At 67.8% G+C, this 17,113-nt stretch carries 20 protein-coding genes; 12 read left to right on the top strand and 8 right to left on the bottom strand.

Annotation, left to right across the window (positions count from 1 at the left end):
* The first annotated feature begins 257 nt into the window (after window positions 1-257).
* The 7 genes from ACIA8C_RS00875 (at window position 258) to ACIA8C_RS00845 (ending at window position 7,041) form a co-directional block, all read left to right on the top strand.
* Entirely contained in the window at window positions 258-3,011 is a 2,754-nt protein-coding gene (locus tag ACIA8C_RS00875; RefSeq protein ID WP_397130184.1) for an ATP-binding protein, read from the top strand.
* Window positions 3,008-3,415: a roadblock/LC7 domain-containing protein gene (locus tag ACIA8C_RS00870; protein ID WP_107659354.1), complete on the top strand. Its 408-nt coding sequence runs from the start codon at window positions 3,008-3,010 to the stop codon at window positions 3,413-3,415. The genes ACIA8C_RS00875 and ACIA8C_RS00870 overlap by 4 nt, the downstream gene beginning before the upstream one ends.
* A gap of 7 nt (window positions 3,416-3,422) precedes the next feature.
* Complete coding sequence (locus tag ACIA8C_RS00865; RefSeq protein WP_396997459.1) at window positions 3,423-3,794, top strand: DUF742 domain-containing protein; 372 nt, start codon at window positions 3,423-3,425, stop codon at window positions 3,792-3,794.
* On the top strand, window positions 3,784-4,410 hold the full coding sequence (locus ACIA8C_RS00860; RefSeq protein WP_379281097.1) for an ATP/GTP-binding protein: 627 nt from the start codon (window positions 3,784-3,786) through the stop codon (window positions 4,408-4,410). The genes ACIA8C_RS00865 and ACIA8C_RS00860 overlap by 11 nt, the downstream gene beginning before the upstream one ends.
* Before the next feature lie 107 nt (window positions 4,411-4,517).
* Window positions 4,518-5,276 carry an MHYT domain-containing protein gene (locus ACIA8C_RS00855; protein ID WP_397130183.1) on the top strand — a complete coding sequence of 253 codons (759 nt, stop codon included), beginning with the start codon at window positions 4,518-4,520 and terminating at the stop codon, window positions 5,274-5,276.
* A 68-nt stretch (window positions 5,277-5,344) separates the two neighbouring features.
* The gene (locus tag ACIA8C_RS00850) at window positions 5,345-6,364 is read left to right on the top strand and encodes a glycoside hydrolase domain-containing protein (protein ID WP_397130182.1); all 1,020 of its coding nucleotides are present in this window, start codon (window positions 5,345-5,347) and stop codon (window positions 6,362-6,364) included.
* A gap of 452 nt (window positions 6,365-6,816) precedes the next feature.
* Window positions 6,817-7,041 (top strand): hypothetical protein, encoded by a 225-nt coding sequence (locus tag ACIA8C_RS00845; RefSeq protein WP_364723029.1) that lies wholly within the window; start codon window positions 6,817-6,819, stop codon window positions 7,039-7,041.
* 68 nt (window positions 7,042-7,109) lie between these two features.
* Here ACIA8C_RS00845 and rpmF read toward each other — a convergent pair whose 3' ends face one another.
* The 3 genes from rpmF to mrf are packed head-to-tail and all read right to left on the bottom strand — an operon-like array spanning window position 7,110 to window position 8,867.
* Entirely contained in the window at window positions 7,110-7,283 is a 174-nt protein-coding gene (gene rpmF, locus ACIA8C_RS00840; protein WP_150402032.1) for a 50S ribosomal protein L32, read from the bottom strand.
* A gap of 1 nt (window position 7,284) precedes the next feature.
* A complete protein-coding gene (locus tag ACIA8C_RS00835) occupies window positions 7,285-7,548 on the bottom strand; it encodes a type B 50S ribosomal protein L31 (RefSeq protein WP_397130181.1) in 264 nt (87 codons plus the stop codon).
* On the bottom strand, window positions 7,545-8,867 hold the full coding sequence (mrf, locus tag ACIA8C_RS00830) for a ribosome hibernation factor-recruiting GTPase MRF (protein WP_397130180.1): 1,323 nt from the start codon (window positions 8,865-8,867) through the stop codon (window positions 7,545-7,547). The genes ACIA8C_RS00835 and mrf overlap by 4 nt, the downstream gene beginning before the upstream one ends.
* A gap of 96 nt (window positions 8,868-8,963) precedes the next feature.
* On the opposite strand from mrf, the gene rpmB reads away from it, so the two are divergent.
* Genes rpmB through rpsR form a run of 4 tightly spaced genes read left to right on the top strand, consistent with a single transcriptional unit; the run spans window position 8,964 to window position 10,016 of the window.
* On the top strand, window positions 8,964-9,200 hold the full coding sequence (gene rpmB / locus ACIA8C_RS00825) for a 50S ribosomal protein L28 (protein WP_396997470.1): 237 nt from the start codon (window positions 8,964-8,966) through the stop codon (window positions 9,198-9,200).
* 13 nt (window positions 9,201-9,213) lie between these two features.
* Window positions 9,214-9,384: a 50S ribosomal protein L33 gene (gene rpmG / locus ACIA8C_RS00820; RefSeq protein WP_011211511.1), complete on the top strand. Its 171-nt coding sequence runs from the start codon at window positions 9,214-9,216 to the stop codon at window positions 9,382-9,384.
* 39 nt (window positions 9,385-9,423) lie between these two features.
* Window positions 9,424-9,729, top strand: coding sequence for a 30S ribosomal protein S14 (gene rpsN, locus ACIA8C_RS00815; RefSeq protein ID WP_397130179.1), 306 nt, complete (start codon window positions 9,424-9,426; stop codon window positions 9,727-9,729).
* A 32-nt stretch (window positions 9,730-9,761) separates the two neighbouring features.
* Entirely contained in the window at window positions 9,762-10,016 is a 255-nt protein-coding gene (rpsR, locus tag ACIA8C_RS00810) for a 30S ribosomal protein S18 (protein ID WP_040738992.1), read from the top strand.
* 73 nt (window positions 10,017-10,089) lie between these two features.
* On the opposite strand, the gene ACIA8C_RS00805 is transcribed toward rpsR, so the two are convergent.
* Window positions 10,090-10,653 (bottom strand): LysM peptidoglycan-binding domain-containing protein, encoded by a 564-nt coding sequence (locus tag ACIA8C_RS00805; RefSeq protein WP_397130178.1) that lies wholly within the window; start codon window positions 10,651-10,653, stop codon window positions 10,090-10,092.
* Window positions 10,654-10,863: 210 nt separating this feature from the next.
* Here ACIA8C_RS00805 and ACIA8C_RS00800 point away from each other — a divergent pair, with 210 nt between their 5' ends.
* Entirely contained in the window at window positions 10,864-11,325 is a 462-nt protein-coding gene (locus tag ACIA8C_RS00800) for a hypothetical protein (protein ID WP_397130177.1), read from the top strand.
* Window positions 11,326-11,337: 12 nt separating this feature from the next.
* Here the strand turns inward: ACIA8C_RS00800 and ACIA8C_RS00795 are convergent, their stop codons facing one another.
* From ACIA8C_RS00795 to ACIA8C_RS00780, 4 genes are all read right to left on the bottom strand, one after another.
* Window positions 11,338-12,906 (bottom strand): family 20 glycosylhydrolase, encoded by a 1,569-nt coding sequence (locus ACIA8C_RS00795; protein WP_397130176.1) that lies wholly within the window; start codon window positions 12,904-12,906, stop codon window positions 11,338-11,340.
* A gap of 214 nt (window positions 12,907-13,120) precedes the next feature.
* Window positions 13,121-14,698, bottom strand: a complete 1,578-nt coding sequence (gene purH, locus ACIA8C_RS00790) for a bifunctional phosphoribosylaminoimidazolecarboxamide formyltransferase/IMP cyclohydrolase (protein ID WP_397130175.1) — start codon at window positions 14,696-14,698, stop codon at window positions 13,121-13,123.
* 73 nt (window positions 14,699-14,771) lie between these two features.
* Complete coding sequence (gene purN, locus ACIA8C_RS00785) at window positions 14,772-15,452, bottom strand: phosphoribosylglycinamide formyltransferase (protein ID WP_397130174.1); 681 nt, start codon at window positions 15,450-15,452, stop codon at window positions 14,772-14,774.
* Window positions 15,453-15,516: 64 nt separating this feature from the next.
* Window positions 15,517-17,037 carry a DUF6350 family protein gene (locus ACIA8C_RS00780; RefSeq protein WP_397130173.1) on the bottom strand — a complete coding sequence of 507 codons (1,521 nt, stop codon included), beginning with the start codon at window positions 17,035-17,037 and terminating at the stop codon, window positions 15,517-15,519.
* Window positions 17,038-17,113: the final 76 nt, after the last annotated feature.

Below are 17,113 nucleotides of genomic sequence, written 5' to 3'. Positions count from 1 at the left end.
AGCGATCTCACGCCGTATAGATCAATCGTCCAGGAGCTATGTAGACTCACAAACTCATACAGCGCGAAACCTGTTCCGCGTAGCCATATTCGGCCACGAGCAGACCCGGTCCCTCAGATTGCCGACGGCCAGTCAGCACGGTATGTTCCCTGCGGTAAAAAGAAGACCTTGAGTTGGTTCTCGGCGGGTTGCTCCAGACTGCTCCTAGACAGCCTTCATTCGGGGACCATGCGCGAAGTGGAGGCGACGGAAGCGGAATGGAAGCTGCACCGCGTTCCTGGCAATTCAGCCTGTCCAACATGTCGGTCACGCGCAAGGTCGGCATCGTGCTGTTGCTGCCGGTGCTGCTCGCCTCGGCCTTCGCTGGACTGCGCATCAAGGATGAGCTCGGGGTGATCTCGAAGCTCGACGCGGCTACTGAGCAGGCCCGCATCCTGCGCCCGATGCTCGAATTCGGCGAGGCCACCGAGCAACTCGCGATCGCGGCGGTCAACGCCAGGCCGGAGGACCCGATCGATACGGTCGCGGCCAAGTTCGATCAATCGGCCATCGATCTGGAAACCGCGCTGCGGACGAAGAAGACCGAAGACGGCATCACCAAGGAACTGCCCGCCGCCATCGCGGTGGCCCGCACCATGCGCAACGGACTGCGCACCTCCTCCCCCGCGACCATCGGCGGACAGGTCGACGAGGTCGGCACCCGCATCATCACCGCGATCTCGGTCTCCTCATCGATCGAAGAGATCGTCATCCAGCGCTACTTCCTGCAGTTGGGCCTGATCTCCAACGCCTCGCGCCTGCTCACCCAGGAGCAGATCATGTCGGCGACGGCGAGCGGCAGCAACAACCCGGCCGCGCAAGCCAGCATGCTGACCACGCTCGGCGCGGAAATGATGCTCACCTACTCCTATCCGCAGATGAGCCCGGGTTCGGCCACCAACGCCCAGGTCTTGATCGACCAGGTGCAGTCCCGCATCGGCGCGCTGAGCCAGAACCCGAACAGCCTCGGCAGCAACGGATTCATCAACGATTCGCTGCACGCCAGCTCCGAGGCCTATCGCCAGGCCACCACCACGCTGCTCGACACGATCGACTCCAAACTGGCGGACCGGACCATCGAGTTGCGCAGCGCGGTGCTGCGTGATGTCGCGATCGTGATCACCACGCTGCTCGCCGGTCTTGCCCTCGCCCTCGGCGTCGCCCGCTCGCTTGTGGTGCCGATTCGCCGGCTGCGCCACGACGCGTTGCAGGTCGCGCACGTCGATCTGCCGAACGAGATCGAGGTGGTGCGCACCGGCGGTGCGACGCCGAAGATCACCCCGGTCGACATCCGCACCACCGAGGAGATCGGCCAGCTGGCCCGCGCGGTCGACGACATCCACCAGGCCTCGCTGCACCTGGCCGCCGAGCAGGCGCGCTTGCGGGTGCAGATCGGCAGCATGTTCGAGACGCTGTCGCGGCGCAGCCAATCGCTGGTCGAGCAGCAGCTGGCGCTGATCGAGGACCTGGAGCACGACGAGGACAACACCGAGCGGCTGCAGAGCCTGTTCCGCCTCGATCACCTGGCCACCCGCATGCGCCGCAACGGCGACAACCTGCTGGTGCTGGCGGGCACCGCGCTGCGTCGTGGCCAACTGCACCCGGTTCAGCTCTCCGACATGCTCTGGAGCGCGGTCTCCCAGGTCGAGGACTATCAGCGGGTCGAGATCGGCGCCGTCCCGGACGGCATCGTGTCCGGCGAGCCCGCCATCGACATCGAGCATCTGCTCGCCGAACTGATCGACAACGCGCTGCGCTACTCGCCGCCGACCACGCCGGTCACGCTGTCGGTGGCCCGCGCCGTTGACGGCGGCTACCTGATCGAGATCATCGACCGCGGCCTCGGCATGTCCACCGAGGATCTGCGCGCCATCAACGACCGGCTCAGCTCCGGCGGTGAGGTCACCGTCGAAACCGCGCGCCGGATGGGCCTTTTCGTCGTCGGCAGGCTGGCGAAACGCCACACCATCACCGCCAACCTGCGGCGCACCTCGAGCACGGCGCAGCAGCCCGGCGTCACCGCGAGCGTGCACCTGCCCGGTGCGTTGGTCGCGCCGCCGCTGGATGCCACCGACCCGACCGGCAAGCCGCTGGAGCTGACCGGCGACTACGAACTGCCCGCCCAGCCGCGCGCGCTGACGCCGGTACCGAGCCTGCCGCAGCCGCGGTTCGAGGTGTCCAGCACCGGCCTGCCGCAGCGCAGGCCCGCCATCCGGGTCGCAGAGCCGCCCGGCCAGCCCGCCGTCTCGGTGCCCGGCCGGGCCAATACTCCCGACGCCGATTCCGACACGCAGCCGCCGACCGAGCCGTGGTCGATCAACACCCCTACCGACGATCGGTCCCCCTTCGGCCCGCCGACGGTGGGCGTATCGAGCAGCGGACCGACTCGGGCGGCCGAACCGGAGCAGGATTTCTGGAGCGAGTCCGACGCCAAGGGTCCGGAGCCGGAGCCGACCATCCCGCAGCAGCGGGTGCCGCGCGAAGCGGAGCAGCCGAGCGCCGCGCGCGAGCCCGCCCGCACCACCTCGCGGTCCGGCCTGCCGATCCGGCGACCGTCCGCCGTGCCGGAACCCGCACCCGTGCCGCCACGGGCACCCGAGCCCGCGACGGTGACCTCGACCCGGTTGCAGCCGGTGGCGGGCGCCTCGCCGACCCCGATCTATCAACGCATGGTGTCGGAATGGCTGGTCGAGCCCGCGACCTCGCAGGCCGCCGAGAGCACCTGGACCTCGCCCGCCGACGTGGGCTGGACCGCCGCCGAAGAGGCGACGCACCCGACACCGACCGGCCGCACCAGCGGTGGACTTCCTATCCGAACGCCGGGCGCGCAGCTCGTCCCCGGCGGTCTGGCTCAGGCAGACGAATCGGGAGCCCGTGATCCCGAGGAGATTCGGAACAACCTGACCAGGCATCTCAGTGGGGTCCGCAGTGGGCGGGCCAATGCGCAGTACGACGACGGAGGGCTTGCATGACCAACGCGAACAGCACCACGGACGAGAACCTGAACTGGCTGGTCGCCAGATTCACCAGGGACGTGCCCGGCGTGTCCCACGCGGTGCTGGTGTCGGCCGATGGCCTGTTGCAGGCGACCAGCCCACACCTGCCCTCGGACCGGGCCGAGCAGCTCGCGGCCGTCACCGCGGGCCTGGCGAGTCTGTCGATGGGCGCGGCGTCGCTGTTCGACGGCGGCAAGGTGATGCAATCGATCGTCGAGATGCAGCGTGGCTATCTACTGGTTATGAGTGTGGGCAACGGATCTCATTTGGCCGTGCTCGCCAACAAGTCGCACGATATCGGCCGGATCGGCTACGAGATGGCGCTGTTGGTCGACCGGGTCGGCACGGTGGTCACCGCCACCGCGCGCACCGCGGTTTGAGCGGGAGATGTCCAATCCCTACGGACCTGGGCCGCGACCGACCACGCGCGTCCGACCGTATGCCCTGACCTCGGGGCGCACCGAGCCGGCGGTCGACCTGCCGCTGGAAGCAGTCATCGAGACCCTGTCCTACACTGCGCATCTCGACTGGCCAACCGGTGATGTCCGCACGGATATCCTTAGGCTCGGCACACATCGGCTTTCTGTTGCCGAGATCGCCGCTAACTTGGATCGTCCGCTCGGCATGATCCGGGTGATGATCGGTGACCTCGTGGTCGACGGCATTGTGCGTCTGCATTCGACACTGACTGACGAGGCGAGTTTCGACGAGCGCCGTTCTTTGATGGAGAGGACTTTGCGTGGACTCCGTGCCCTATAAGAGAATCGGGCCCGACACCAACCCCGGCCAGGCCGACGGGGACAATCGGACCGCGTCCACGAAGATCGTGGTCGCCGGTGGTTTCGGGGTAGGCAAGACAACATTCGTCGGCGCGGTGTCGGAGATCGTTCCCCTGCGCACCGAGGCCATGGTCACCCGGTTCTCCGACGGCATCGACGATCTCGCCGAAACGCCGGAGAAGGAAACCACCACGGTCGCCATGGATTTCGGCCGGATCATCCTGCCGGGCAACCTGGCGCTGTATCTGTTCGGCACGCCGGGGCAGCGACGCTTCTGGTTCATGTGGGACGACCTGATCCGCGGCGCGATCGGCGCCGTGGTGCTGATCGACACCCGCAGGCTGGAGGACAGCTTCGCGGCGGTCGACTTCTTCGAGGCACGGCAGTTGCCGTTCCTGGTGGCGGTCAATCGTTTCCCCAACGCGCCCCGCTTCCCGATCGCCGAACTGCGCGAGGCGCTCGCGGTGCGCGAGAGCGTGCCGATCGTAGACATCGACGCGCGCAACGCGAACGAGGTGCGCCAGTCGCTGGCCGCGGTGACCGAGTACGCCATCCAACGCCTTGCCGCGCAGGAACGCGAACAGGCTGTGCTGTGAGCGAGCGTCAGTCGTGAGCGAGCGTCAGTCGTGAGCGAGCGTCAGCGAGGGAACCGAAGGCACAGGCCCTTGGGCACGGCGGAGCCGAGCGCTAGCGAGGCGGAGTCGTGACCTACTTCAGCATGGGCTATTGGATCATTGGCTTGTCGGCGGCGGTTTCGCTGGTCGGCGCGCTGGTCGGTTTCAGTTGCATTCGGCAGTCGACGAAGTCGGTGACGTCCAAGTTCCGGGTGGTGTGGCAGGCGTCGGCGGCGGTCTCGATCGGCGGGATCGGTGTCTGGCTACCGGTGTTCGTCTCGATGCTCGGTGTCACGGTGCCGGGCAGCTTGGTTCGCTACGACGTGTGGAGTGTCGCCGCGGCGGCCGTGGTTTCGGTGCTCGCGGTGTGGGCCGCGCTGCTGATCATGGGGAAGACGCTGAACATTCCGCGCCTGATCGGCGCCGGGGTGGTGATGGGCGGCGGCTTCGGGCTGATGCACTACCTGGCCTTGGACGCCATGCACATTCAGGGTTCGATCACGCTGAAGCCGCTGCTGCTCACCGGCGCGGTGGCGATCGCGATCGCCCTCTCGCTGGCCACCCTGTGGTTCACCCAGCCGAGGCGGCCGCTGGCGATGCTGGCGGGCGCGGCGCTGGTGTTCGCCGCCGGGATCGCGGGCATGCACTACACCGATCTGCTCGGTGTGCAGATCGACCTCGCCAAGGCCAATTCGACGCCACCGGGTGAGGACCTGTTCGGGTTCTTCGTGCCCGCGTTCGTGGTCGGCATGCTGTCGCTGGCCATACCGATCAGCGCGATCTTGATCGCGCCGGACCGGCGCACCTCGGCTCCGGTGCGAGTGCCCGCGCCGAATTCCGCGTTCTGAGCTGATTCGCGCGGCATGGTTCGGCAATGCCGCCGTACGCCCTGACCGCCCGATTTACAGTGAGAGACATGCGTTTCGGTCTGGACTACGCCACGGCACGTCCGGGCGGCGCGGCAATCCGCGCGGCGGGTTTCGACTTCGTTGTCCGGTATCTGTCCGATGGTGGCGTCACCTTGCCAGGCAAGTTGCTGACCCCCGCCGAGGCCGACGATCTGCGCGCGCACGGCGTGTCGATCGCGGCGAATTGGGAGACCACCGCGACCCGCATGCTGGACGGCTATGGTGCCGGTGTGGTCGACGCGCGTGCGGGCCTCGCGCAGGTGCTGCGCTGTGGCGGCAGGCAGGATCGGCCGATCTACTTTTCCGCCGATTTCGATGTGACGGCGCAGGATCAGCAGCGGATCAATGCCTATCTCGACGGCGCGGCGACGGTGCTCGGTCGCGCGAATGTCGGTATCTACGGCGGATATTGGTCGGTGAGCCGGGCGTTGGACGCGGGTAGCGCGAGTTGGGCGTGGCAGACCGATGCCTGGTCGGGCGGCAAGGTGGAGCCGCGGCGCAGTATTCATCAGACGTTGCGTCAGCAGCTGGTCGGTGGCGTGGTCTGCGATGTGAACGAGGCCGAGTCGACCGATTTCGGTCAGTGGGATTTCTTTGCACAGGAGGACGCCGACGTGACGCCGGAGCAAGAGGCAGTGCTGCGCGATATCCAGGTCCAGTTGCGCGGGCCCGGACTAGCGGGCTGGCCGCAGTTGGCCGACGATGATGGGCCGGGTCGCACGCTGGTGGATGGTGTCGCGGCCGCGCTGGCTCGGATCGGCGAGCTGGAGGGCGAGGTCGGCGAGTTGCGCACCGAGATCAGCGAATTGGAGGCGACCACCGCCGAGCTGGCCGAGCAGGTGCAGCGGCTTACCGAGCGGCATTGGCCGTGGCCGTTGTCATTGATCGAGGGTCCCGCGGCGCTGGTCGGTGAGCAATTGGCGCGACTCGAGGCATTGCTGCCTGACTTGCCCGGTTTGCCGGGGCCGGGTGCGGGTACGCAGCACACATCTAGTAGTGGTTCGCGGGATTCGCGTTCTGCGCGATGAGGGTGGCTGGTGCGGTGGATGGTTCCGCATGCGCGGGATAGATGTGCCGCGGCCGGGATATTGGCGATGAGCGGGTTCTCTCGGGAACCGGGAGAACCCGCCCTCCCGCACGAGAATACTGACGCGAGGACACGTTTGCATCACTTCGCGGAGACTTTTCCGACTGCCAAAAACCAACCAACAGTAGGTATTTCGCCCCGTAGCTACCGGGTCGCAATCGCATCGTGCACGAGGTGACAACGTCGCCCTGACCAGGCCAGTAGCTACTCGATTGCCCCTCGTTCCACTTCCACGGAAATATTGGTCATCAACCCCGCACGACGTCCCGATCCGGCCGTTCGACCATCGACCCGGCGCGTTCGCCACCCATGACAGCAGCGTGCGAGTTATCGTCGGCTGGCACATGGCGCTCGCTGGGCGCCGCACATCCAGGTTCGTTCGAAGGAGTTCGCATGGCCGTCAACGTGGTGCTCGACAAGGCTCTCGACAAGGCGTACGAGAACAAGTCGCTGAACGAAATCCTCTCCGCTCCGCCCTCGGCCCTCGCCGGTCTCACCGAAGCGCACGACAAACAACTGCTGGACGCGCTCAAGATCAAGACAATCGCCGATCTGGCCAACAACAAGTACTTCCGGCTCGCCGCGACCCTCGCGGACCTCGCGGCCAAGGAAGGCTGAGCGAGCCGAGATCCGAAGATCGACTGTGGCCCGCGGCATCCGCCGTGGGCCACAGTCGATTTCGGCCGTCAGAGCCGATCTAGGTCGATCAACCCCCGCTTGACGGCCGCGACCAGTCGGCGCGGCACCTTGTGCACCACACCGGCCACGGTCACCGGCACCAGATCCGGCGGCGTCGCCTTCCACTGCGCGCGCCTGCTGCGGGTATTGGACCTCGACATCTTCCGCTTCGGAACCGCCATCTCAGCCCGCCACCCGGCGCGTGCGCCTGCCGTACTTGCGCTCGAACTTCTCCACCCGCCCCTGACTGTCCAGCACACGCTGCGCGCCGGTCCAGAACGGATGCGAGTCGGCGGTCACGTCGACGGTCAGCAGCGGGTAGGTGTTGCCGTCCGGCCACCGCACGGTGCGGGCGCTCGTCGCGGTCGACCTGGTCAGGAATTGCTTGCCGGTGCCCGCGTCCTCGAACACCACCGGATGGTAGTCCGGATGGATTCCTGTCTTCATTTCGCTTCTCCTCTCGGGCTTTTCACATCATCGATCGGTAACGTGGTGTCGGCGGTCTCGCACGGGTCGGCGTGCCAGGCGCCAAAGGGGTCCTCCCACTGGGCAACTCGTTCGGGTGCGCGTTCGACGAGGCGTAATTCGTCGTCCTCCACCAGCGCCCAATGCAATGCCTCGCGGATCTCGGCGGGGTCGGCGTCGTGCACCAGGATCACCAGCGAGATGTCCCGGTCGCCGAACTGCTCGTCCCAGCGCAGTGCCGCCATCGCCCGGCGGTCCGGATCCGCCTGTGCCCGTTCGGCTTCCGACATCGAAGCCAGCCAACGTCCTGCGCTGCCGACGCGCAGGCCGCCGCCCGCCGACTCCAGCCAGGTCACCTCGTCGGGCTGGGTGGCGAGCCACATCCGGCCGCGCGCGGTCACCACGCCGTCGAAGAGCACGTCGAGCGCCTCGTGCAGGCGGGCCGGATGGAACGGCCTGCTCGCGGCGAATTCCAGCAGCGCGACACCGTAATCGCTGGACAGCGGCGGCTGCCCACGCAGCAGCGGCGCGTGCGCGTCGAACACTCTGCCGCGGCGCGCATGCGCCGGGATTCGCGTCAGCAGCCCGTCGAGCCGAGCCGCGGTGAGCAGGTGCGGATCGCCCACCCAGTCCACCGGCGCATCGGGGACGAGCCGGGCGAGCACCGCACCGAGCTTGCCGCGATCGACGTCCCCGCCGGGCGCGACCGGACCCAAAGCTATTACCGCGTCCGCGAATTCGACCTGACCGACGGCGACCTGCGCCACCGTGCGCTCGTCGTCGGCTCTGGCTAGTCCGCGTTCGGCCAGGGTCTGCTCGCCGGTCGCGTCGGCCACCCACGCATCCGCGTCCAAGAAGGTCAGCACGGCATCGATGCGCACATCGCGCCCGGCCGGACCGTCGACTCGGCCTAGAATGCCTTCCACCACAACATGTTCGATGGCATGGCAGACCGCCTCGGCCTCGAACGCGGGATCCAGCGCGAGCACGATGCGGTCGACCGAGTCGCGCGCGGCGAGCGTGCGCAACAGTGGCAGCAGGTCGATCCGCAGGGTGCAGGAGACGCAGCCGTGCGCGAGTTCGAGCACGTCCGACGTCTCGTAGGTGGCGCTGCGGACCGTGCGGTGCACGATGCCCTCGTGCAGCTGACCGAGGTCGTGCCGGACAACGACGGTGCCGGGCGCGTCATGGCACAGCGCGGACGCCGCGTGGTCGGCGCCCGCCGCGGCCGGTCCGGCGAATCCCGCGAGCACCACGACCGGTGTTCGCCGGTCGGTCTCAGGTGCGAGCACTGACAGCACTCCCTTTCGATAACGATTTTCATTTGCGTCAAGGCAACGGTACATTGTCGATCAGCCGTTGTCGAAAATGATTGTCATCTACCGGAGGGAGCCCGCATGTCGGCCCACTGCCAGGTCACCGGGCGCAAACCCGGGTTCGGCAAGTCCGTCTCGCACTCACACGTGCGGACCAATCGGCGCTGGGATCCCAATATCCAGCGCAAGACCTACTTCCTGCCCAGCGAGGGGCGGCGCATCACGCTGACCGTCTCGGCCAAGGGCATCAAGACCATCGACCGGGACGGGATCGAGGCGGTAGTTGCCCGCATCCGCGCCCGGGGCGACAAGATCTGACCAGGAGAAACCCATGGCGTCCAAGTCGACCGAGCTGCGGCCGATCGTCAAACTCAAGTCCACCGCAGGCACCGGGTACACGTACGTGACCAGGAAGAACCGCCGCAACGATCCGGACAGGATGGTGCTGCGCAAATACGACCCGGTGGTCCGCAAGCACGTCGATTTCCGCGAGGAGCGGTGAACACGGTGCCGGACAACGACTTTCCCGAGGAGCGCTGACATGGCGAAGAAATCGAAGATCGCCCGCAACGCGCAACGCGCGGCCGTCGTCGCGCGCTACGCCGAGCGCAGGGCGGAGCTGAAAGAACTCATCCGTAAGCCGGGCACCTCGGCCACCGCACGCACCGAAGCCCTCGCTGAGCTGCGACGACAGCCGCGGGACGCCAGTCCGGTACGATTGCGCAATCGGGACGCCGCTGACGGACGACCGCGCGGTCACCTCCGGAAGTTCGGATTGTCCCGTGTGCGTGTGCGCGACATGGCCCACCGGGGCGAGCTGCCCGGTGTGCGCAAATCGAGCTGGTAGAAAACCACCGTTCTCGTACGAAGGATCCGTATATGGCAGTCAAGCGAGCACCGTCGAAGAAGGTTCGTGCCGAACAGGCCCGCCGTCCGAAGAAGAACCCACTCATTGCCGCCGGCATCGAGAAGGTCGACTACAAGGACGTCAACCTGCTGCGCACGTTCATCTCCGATCGCGGCAAAATTCGCAGCCGCCGGGTCACCGGGCTCACCCCGCAGCAGCAGCGCCAGGTTGCCGTCGCGGTGAAGAATGCCCGCGAGATGGCGTTGCTCCCCTTCACCAGCCGGTAGTCGCTCCCCCCGAACGAAAGCGTGGGGCTCCGGATGCTCCGGGGCCCCACGTTTTGTCTTGCGCCGCAATAGGTTACGGGATGGTCAGCACCTGACCCGGGTTGATCGCGTCCGGGTTGTCGATGCCGCTGGCGTTCGCGATCTCCTGGTAGCGGTTGCCGTCACCGTAGAAGCGCTCCGAGATCGCCCACAGGGTGTCGCCCGGCTCGACCGTGTAGGTGCGCACCTCGGGCGCCGGCGGCGGAACCTCTTCGGCGGCAGGCGCCTCGGCGACCGGCTCCGGCTCGGGGGCCTGGAGCGGGTTGTCGGACTTGGTGTTCGAGGCCCACAGCGCGCTGCCGTCCTTGCCGTACAGCACCACGTTGCGGTCCGCCTGCACGACGAGCCGGTCCGCGTCCTTGCCATTGGTCTCGGTGGACCAGGCCGACGCGTCGCCCTTGTACACCACGAAGTTTCCGTCGTCCTGCAGCACGGCGCGGTCGACACTCTGACCGTGAGTCAGGGTGGACCACACCACATTTCCGTCCGGCTCGGACAACACCAGGTTGCCGTCGTCCTGCAGCGTAAGGGTGTAAGCACCACCCTGCAGGGACTGACCCAGTCCGAGTTCTTCACCAACGCGCAGTGTGTCGCCCACGGTTCTTCCTTTCGAAGGTTCTGAAGAGCATCCGACAATCGACGCGCGCCGAAGACACAGGCGCGCATCTAGGCCGAAGATACTGCGCGAGACCGGGCTACGTAGGGATTACGCGCATGGTTCGCCGAAAGTTCACTGTGGGGTGTGTCCTATTGCCGTGTCATGCCCGATGTGAGATGACCCCGGGGATTGCCCACTAGGGTGGTCGCCATGACTCGGATGTCGGGCGGGCGTGCCGCCGCAGCTGTTGCCGTTGTGCTCGGATGCCTCGCCGCGGCGGGGTGTGCCGGTTCGGATGATGCTGGGACGCAACCGAAAACCAGCACCACCACCAGCGCGGCGCCGAGCACGCCGACCGAGGACACCGGCGGCAACAGCGGCCGGGACTTCACCGCCGACCCGACCATCGTGAACGGGCGGCCGATTCCGTTCAGTACCTGGACGCGGCTGGCAGACGACCGGATCGCGGTCAACTTCCAGACCGGCACACCCGAATGCTATGGCGTGGACGTCACTGTGCGCGAGACTGATTCGACCGTCACCGTCGAGCTGCGTTCGGGCACCCGCGCCGACGCGGTTGGCCGGATGTGCACCATGAACGCCGTGTTCGGCACGATCCAGGTGCCGCTGAAGGCACCACTGGGCAACCGGCAGGTGCTGAGTGCGGCGTAATACCCGCACCCGCTACGCCGCGGGTTCGCCGACGGCGTCGGCCAGCGCCGAGAATTCGAGGTAGCTGCCTGCTTGCGGTGGACCCCAGGTCTGCTGTGCCGTGACCCGCAGCGGCATCGTGACGGCCGCGGCGATCTGGTCCGGCGTCCGCACCGTCGGGTCGTCACACCAGACGAACAGACCCGAGCCGAGGTTGTGGGCGTTCTGATCCGGTGTCAGCCGGGTGCCGTCCACGAACAGCGTGGGATCCCACAGCTGGTAGGCGAGGGGCGCGGGTACGTTGCCCGCCGCCGTCGGTCCGCCTGCCACGTAGTAGGCCGGGGTGAACGAGGCGTTCCTGACGTCGTGGCCCGCGGCGATGAGATCGGCTGGGCTGCGGGCTATTCCGAAGAACGGCAGCGGCAGCTGCGGGATGCCCGCCTTGCTCCAGTAGTCGATGACGATGTCGGTGCCGACGGTCAGGGTGCCCGCGCCGGTGTGCAGTCCGTCGTTCCAGATACGCGGGCGCTTGCCGTGCGCGCGCACGATGTCCGCGCCCCAGTTGATCAGCCCGAGGAACGCGTCGACAGGCTGCGCCTGCGGGCCGTAGGCGGCGCGCGCGTACTCGCCGAGCTGCGAATACTCGTCGAAGCTGGCGACACGGGTGCCGTCGAGCAGGAACTCGTCGGCGCCGAGATGCCAGTAGCGGCCGGGGAACAGCGGCAGGAACTCGTCGAGGATGTCGCCCATCAGGTCGTAGGCGCGCGGATTCGCGATATCGATGGCCGCGTCGGAGACCCGTCCGTCCGCGCTGCGCAGCTTCAGTTCGGGGTGCGCGGCCAAGATGCCGTTCATGTGGCCGGGGAAGTCCACTTCCGGCATGACCTCGACCTGATACCGCGCCGCGTACTCGACCAGATCGCGGATGTCCTGCTTCGAATAGTGCTGTGCGGCAGTAATTTCTGGATGTCTGTCGCTTTCGAGGCGGAACCCGAAGGTATCCGAGAGGTGCAGGTGCAGCAGGTTCAGCTTGAGGTAACCCATCCGGCGGATCTGGGCGCGGAGCAGGTCGAGCGGCATGAACTCGCGGCCGACATCCAGCATGAGGCCGCGTTCCCGGTATTGCGGCCAATCGATCACGGTGCCACCGGTTATCGTGGTCCGCTGGCGCAGCAGCTGCAGTGCCGAGCTGGTGGCATAGAACGCGCCCGCAGTGTCGGCACCGCGCAGGTCGAGGGTTTCGCCAATCGAAATACGGTATGCCTCAGGCATTTCTGGCGCGCCTGGCATCGAGCCGGTGCCGAGCGCGATGTCCCCGGGATTGCCGGACGAGCCCTCCTGCGCGACAACGTCATTGCCGGTGAATGAACGCAACGCTGCGGCGAAATCCGTTGCGGTGTCCCGCAATGCCTCCGTGGCGTACCACACCCGCGCATGCGCGCCGAGCGAGAATCCGGTCCCACCCGGACTCCACGCCTTCAACGAAGGAAGCGTCCGCGGCGGCGGTCCTTGCTCCGCATGCGCCCAAGGCTGTCCGCTGAACGACACCGCCACAGCAGCCACCATTACGACCGCACCGGCTGCCACTGCACGAATCGACATGCCGTCACTGTACGAAACCAGCGCAAGCACTACAGGCATTCGCCACGCGCTCCCGTCATCGCAGCTCAGCACCAGCCGCCGCACCACTTCTGATTTCCCGCACTGAAATTCGCATGCGATTCTCGGTGCGGCGCATCAGAAGGCGTGCGTGGATCGAGGGACGAGACGCCGAACGCCACGTCGGCGGGCGACGTGGCGTTCGGGGTTGGCTAGGTCAGTGGGCGAAGTGGCGGGAGCCGGTGAGGTACAGGGTTACTCCGGCCTCGCGGGCAAGGTCGATGGTTTCCTGGTCGCGGACCGAGCCGCCGGGCTGCACGATCGCCCGGACGCCCGCCTGGATGAGCTGCTGCGGGCCGTCCGGGAACGGGAAGAACGCGTCCGAGGCCGCGACCGAGCCCTTCGCCCGGTCACCGGCGCGCTGCACGGCGAGCTGCACCGCGTCCACCCGGTTCACCTGGCCCATGCCGACGCCGACCGAGGCGCCGTCGTGCGCGAGCAGGATCGCGTTGGACTTCACGGCACGGCAAGCGCGCCAAGCGAATTCGAGATCGGCGAGGGTCTCGGCGTCGGCCGCGGTGCCGGTGGCCAGCGTCCAGTTGGCCGGGTCGTCGCCCGCGGCGTCGAGGATGTCGCGCTGCTGCAGCAGCGCGCCGCCGCTGATCGGGCGCAGCTCGGCACCGGCGCGCCGCGGCGGCTCGGCGATCAGGATGCGCACGTTCTTCTTGCGCTGCAACACTTCTACCGCGCCGTCGGCGTAGGCCGGTGCCACGATCACCTCGGTGAAGATCTCCGCCACCTGCTCGGCCATCTCCACGGTGACCGCACGGTTGGCCGCGATCACGCCGCCGAACGCGCTCACCGGATCGCAGGCGTGCGCCTTGCGGTGCGCCTCGGCGATGTCGGCGCCGATCGCGATGCCACACGGGTTGGCGTGCTTGATGATCGCGACGGTCGGCGCGGTGTGGTCGTAAGCGGCGCGCCAGGCGGCGTCGGCATCGGTGTAGTTGTTGTACGACATCTCCTTGCCGTGCAACTGCCGTGCCTGCGCGAGCCCGAGGCTGCCGTCGTTGTTGGTGTACAGCGCGGCCGCCTGATGCGGGTTCTCGCCGTAACGCAGCACCGCGGTGCGCTCCCAGGTGCCGCCGAGCCAGCCGGGGAACTGCACGCCGCTGTCCTCGGCCTGCCCCGCGACACTGGGCGCGAGCACCGAGCTCATCCAGCTGGCGACGGCCACGTCATAGCTTGCGGTGTGCTGGAATGCCTTGGCCGCCAACGCCGTCCGCTCGGCCAGGGTGAAGCCGCCAGATTGCACCGCGCCGAGTACCTCGTCGTAGTCACCGCTGTCGACGACCACGGCCACCGACGGATGGTTCTTCGCCGCGGCGCGCACCATCGACGGTCCGCCGATGTCGATCTGCTCGACGCACTCGTCCGGGCTGGCCCCGCTGGCCACGGTCTGGGTGAACGGGTACAGGTTCACCACCACCAGCTGGAACGCCTCGACGTCCAGCTCGACCAGCTGGTCCACGTGCTCCGGCTTGCGGGTGTCGGCGAGGATGCCCGCGTGCACCCGGGGGTGCAGCGTCTTCACCCGGCCGTCGAGGGTTTCCGGGAAGCCGGTGAGCTCCTCGACCTTGGTCACCGGGATGCCCGCGTCGGCGATCTTGCCCGCGGTCGAGCCGGTCGAGACCAGCTCGATGCCCGCGGCGTGCAGACCGGTCGCGAGCTCGATGAGCCCGGTCTTGTCGTAGACGCTGACCAGCGCCCGCTTGATCTCCTTGCGGTCACTCATGACTGCGCCTCGCCGGCGCTCGGCTTCGTCATTCGTGCCGACGCCGCGTCCTTGGTTCGCTCGCTGCGCTCACTCACCGGAGAACTCGCTCATCTGGGATAACTGCCTTTCGTCCGTCGGAAACAATGCCCCGCGTGGCGACGGCGGCGACGACCTGCGCGAGCAGCCGCCGTTCCACCACCTTGATGCGTTCGTGCAGGCTCGCCTCGTCGTCCTCGGGCAGCACCGGCACCGCCTCCTGCGCGAGGATCGGCCCGGTGTCCACGCCCGCGTCGACCAGGTGCACGGTCGAGCCGGTGACCCGCACCCCGTAGGCGAGTGCGTCGCGCACCCCGTGCGCGCCGGGGAAGGCGGGCAGCAGCGCGGGGTGGGTGTTGATGATCCGGCCGCCGAACCGGGCGAGGAAGGCGGGCCCGAGGATCTTCATGAATCCGGCGGACACTACGAGATCGGGTGCGTAGCCCGCGACCGCGTCGGTCAGCGCGGCATCCCAGGCGGCGCGATCGGGAAAGTCATTCAGCGCCACCTTGAAATGCGGTACGCCCGCGGCGTCCGCGTGCTCGGTGGCCGCGCAGGTGCGGTCGACGCCGACGGCGACGATCTTCGCCGGGAAGTCCGCGGTAGCGGCCTCGTCGAGCAGCGCGCGCAACAGCGATCCGGTGCCAGAAGCGAGCACGACCACGGTCGCCGGGGTCCACGGGGCGGACGGAGACGGCCCGGGGCCGGCGGACGGCGAAGCAGGCGGGGTGGGCACGCTCAGGGCTCTACTCCTGCGAGTCGATCGGATGGCGGACGGAAGAGCTCCGCCGTGCTAGAGCCTAACGACCGTCGACCCGGTCGCTTTCCGGCAGGTCCGCCTCGACCACCTCGGCATCGACGATGTCGGGTGTGCTAATCGGGTCGGGCGTGCGCACGGTGTTGATCGAGGTCTGCTCCTCGACGAGTTCGCCGTCCAGTTCCACTTCCAGGTCCGCGCCGTCGTAGTCGGCGTAGTCGTCCTCGAAGTAGTCGCGGTTATCGGCGTAGTTGTCGTCGGCGTAGTCGTCGTCGGCGTAGTCGTCGTCCGCGTAATCGTCGTCGTAGTAGTCGTACTCGTCGTACGGGTCGGCGTAATCGCCGGGCGCCGTGCCGACCGGGACGAGGAACCAGCGCGCGAAAGCCAGCCCGACGTAGCCGGGGATGGCCAGCCACGCGAAGGTGACCAAGAGGAAGATCGGCAGGTCGAGGCCGATCCGGCCGAAGGTGCCGAGCTCGCCGCCCCCGATCGCGCCGAGCAGCGCGAGCGCGATGGTGGCCAGTGCCGCCGAGCACAACGTCGCCCATGGCGCGCCGATCCGGTCGGTCGAGCCGCGCGCGAGGTCGAGTCCGCCGAGCACGCCAACGGCGGCCGGGATCAGCAGCAACACCGGCCACCAGCCCGCGGCCGGTCCGGTCGGCACCGCCGCGATCAGCGGCACGGCCGGAATCGGGCCGCCGACAACGGAAAACACGCCGAACGACGCGACACCGATCTGCGCGCTGGAGCCGACGAGCACGCCGACCGCCAGCACCACCAGATTCGGCAGGTAGGCCAGCGAGAGCAGGGTCAGCCCGATCACCCCGGCGGCGTTGCCCGCACCGTGGTAAGTGTCCCCGAGCCGCGGGATGTGCACCAGGAACGAGATCACGATGAGCGCGGTGGCGCAGCCGAGCAGGCGCAGCATCGCACGGCCTGCGCCGTACATTCCCGAGATCGCCCAGTCGGGCAGGCGAAGCAACTCGAACACATGCCGTCGGCTCCTGGTCGCGATCCCGCCTACTGCCGCAACCAGATACAGGCCGCCGACCCAGGCGAACGCGGCGAGGGTATTCGGCGGTTGCAGCGCGACAATCCCGGACGCGTCCTCCGCGACCGCCAGGCAGATGGCCGTGACCAGCAGCGGCCCGGCCAGCGCGGCGCCGACTATCCAGCCGAGATCGGCACGCGTGCAATCGGGTTCGACGGCGCGGGCACATTCGCGCCCCGCAAGCCAGACCACGAGCGCGGTCGGCAACAACGGAAGCAGGCCGAGTGAAGTCTTGCCGATCACCAGCGAAACCTGGTGTGTGCCAAGCCATCCCGCCGCGATGGCACCTGAGGTGCCCGCCAAATTGCTGCCTGAGGTCAGCAGCGTCGCGAGCACCAGAACGATGATCGCGGTGAGCGCGTAGGTCGTCGGGCGCCCGGCCACCAGGACGAGAACCCTGGCACGTTCGGGCGTCAACGACAGAAACCCGGCCTCTTCGGGCTCGGGGTGCGGATCGGGCGCGCCGCGCGATCCGCCGGTCCGGCGCGCGAGCGAGTTTCTGGACGAATTCACGACGCCGCCTCGGGCACGCTCGGCTCCATCGTGCGCTCAGGCGCGCCGCATCCCTGATTCACTCGCTGACGCTCAC

The organism is Nocardia sp. NPDC051321 (assembly GCF_044455225.1).
In the GTDB taxonomy this organism is placed as follows: domain Bacteria; phylum Actinomycetota; class Actinomycetes; order Mycobacteriales; family Mycobacteriaceae; genus Nocardia.
This window is presented reverse-complemented; position numbering and strand designations above follow the sequence as displayed.

Coding starts and splice junctions, on each gene's coding strand:
- ACIA8C_RS00875 (WP_397130184.1), top strand. CDS start 258: ATGGAAGCTGCACCGCGTTCCTGGCAATTCAGCCTGTCCAACATGTCG.
- ACIA8C_RS00870 (WP_107659354.1), top strand. CDS start 3,008: ATGACCAACGCGAACAGCACCACGGACGAGAACCTGAACTGGCTGGTC.
- ACIA8C_RS00865 (WP_396997459.1), top strand. CDS start 3,423: ATGTCCAATCCCTACGGACCTGGGCCGCGACCGACCACGCGCGTCCGA.
- ACIA8C_RS00850 (WP_397130182.1), top strand. CDS start 5,345: ATGCGTTTCGGTCTGGACTACGCCACGGCACGTCCGGGCGGCGCGGCA.
- ACIA8C_RS00845 (WP_364723029.1), top strand. CDS start 6,817: ATGGCCGTCAACGTGGTGCTCGACAAGGCTCTCGACAAGGCGTACGAG.
- rpmF (WP_150402032.1), bottom strand. CDS start 7,283: ATGGCGGTTCCGAAGCGGAAGATGTCGAGGTCCAATACCCGCAGCAGG.
- ACIA8C_RS00835 (WP_397130181.1), bottom strand. CDS start 7,548: ATGAAGACAGGAATCCATCCGGACTACCATCCGGTGGTGTTCGAGGAC.
- rpmB (WP_396997470.1), top strand. CDS start 8,964: ATGTCGGCCCACTGCCAGGTCACCGGGCGCAAACCCGGGTTCGGCAAG.
- rpmG (WP_011211511.1), top strand. CDS start 9,214: ATGGCGTCCAAGTCGACCGAGCTGCGGCCGATCGTCAAACTCAAGTCC.
- rpsN (WP_397130179.1), top strand. CDS start 9,424: ATGGCGAAGAAATCGAAGATCGCCCGCAACGCGCAACGCGCGGCCGTC.
- rpsR (WP_040738992.1), top strand. CDS start 9,762: ATGGCAGTCAAGCGAGCACCGTCGAAGAAGGTTCGTGCCGAACAGGCC.
- ACIA8C_RS00800 (WP_397130177.1), top strand. CDS start 10,864: ATGACTCGGATGTCGGGCGGGCGTGCCGCCGCAGCTGTTGCCGTTGTG.
- ACIA8C_RS00795 (WP_397130176.1), bottom strand. CDS start 12,906: ATGTCGATTCGTGCAGTGGCAGCCGGTGCGGTCGTAATGGTGGCTGCT.
- purH (WP_397130175.1), bottom strand. CDS start 14,698: ATGAGTGACCGCAAGGAGATCAAGCGGGCGCTGGTCAGCGTCTACGAC.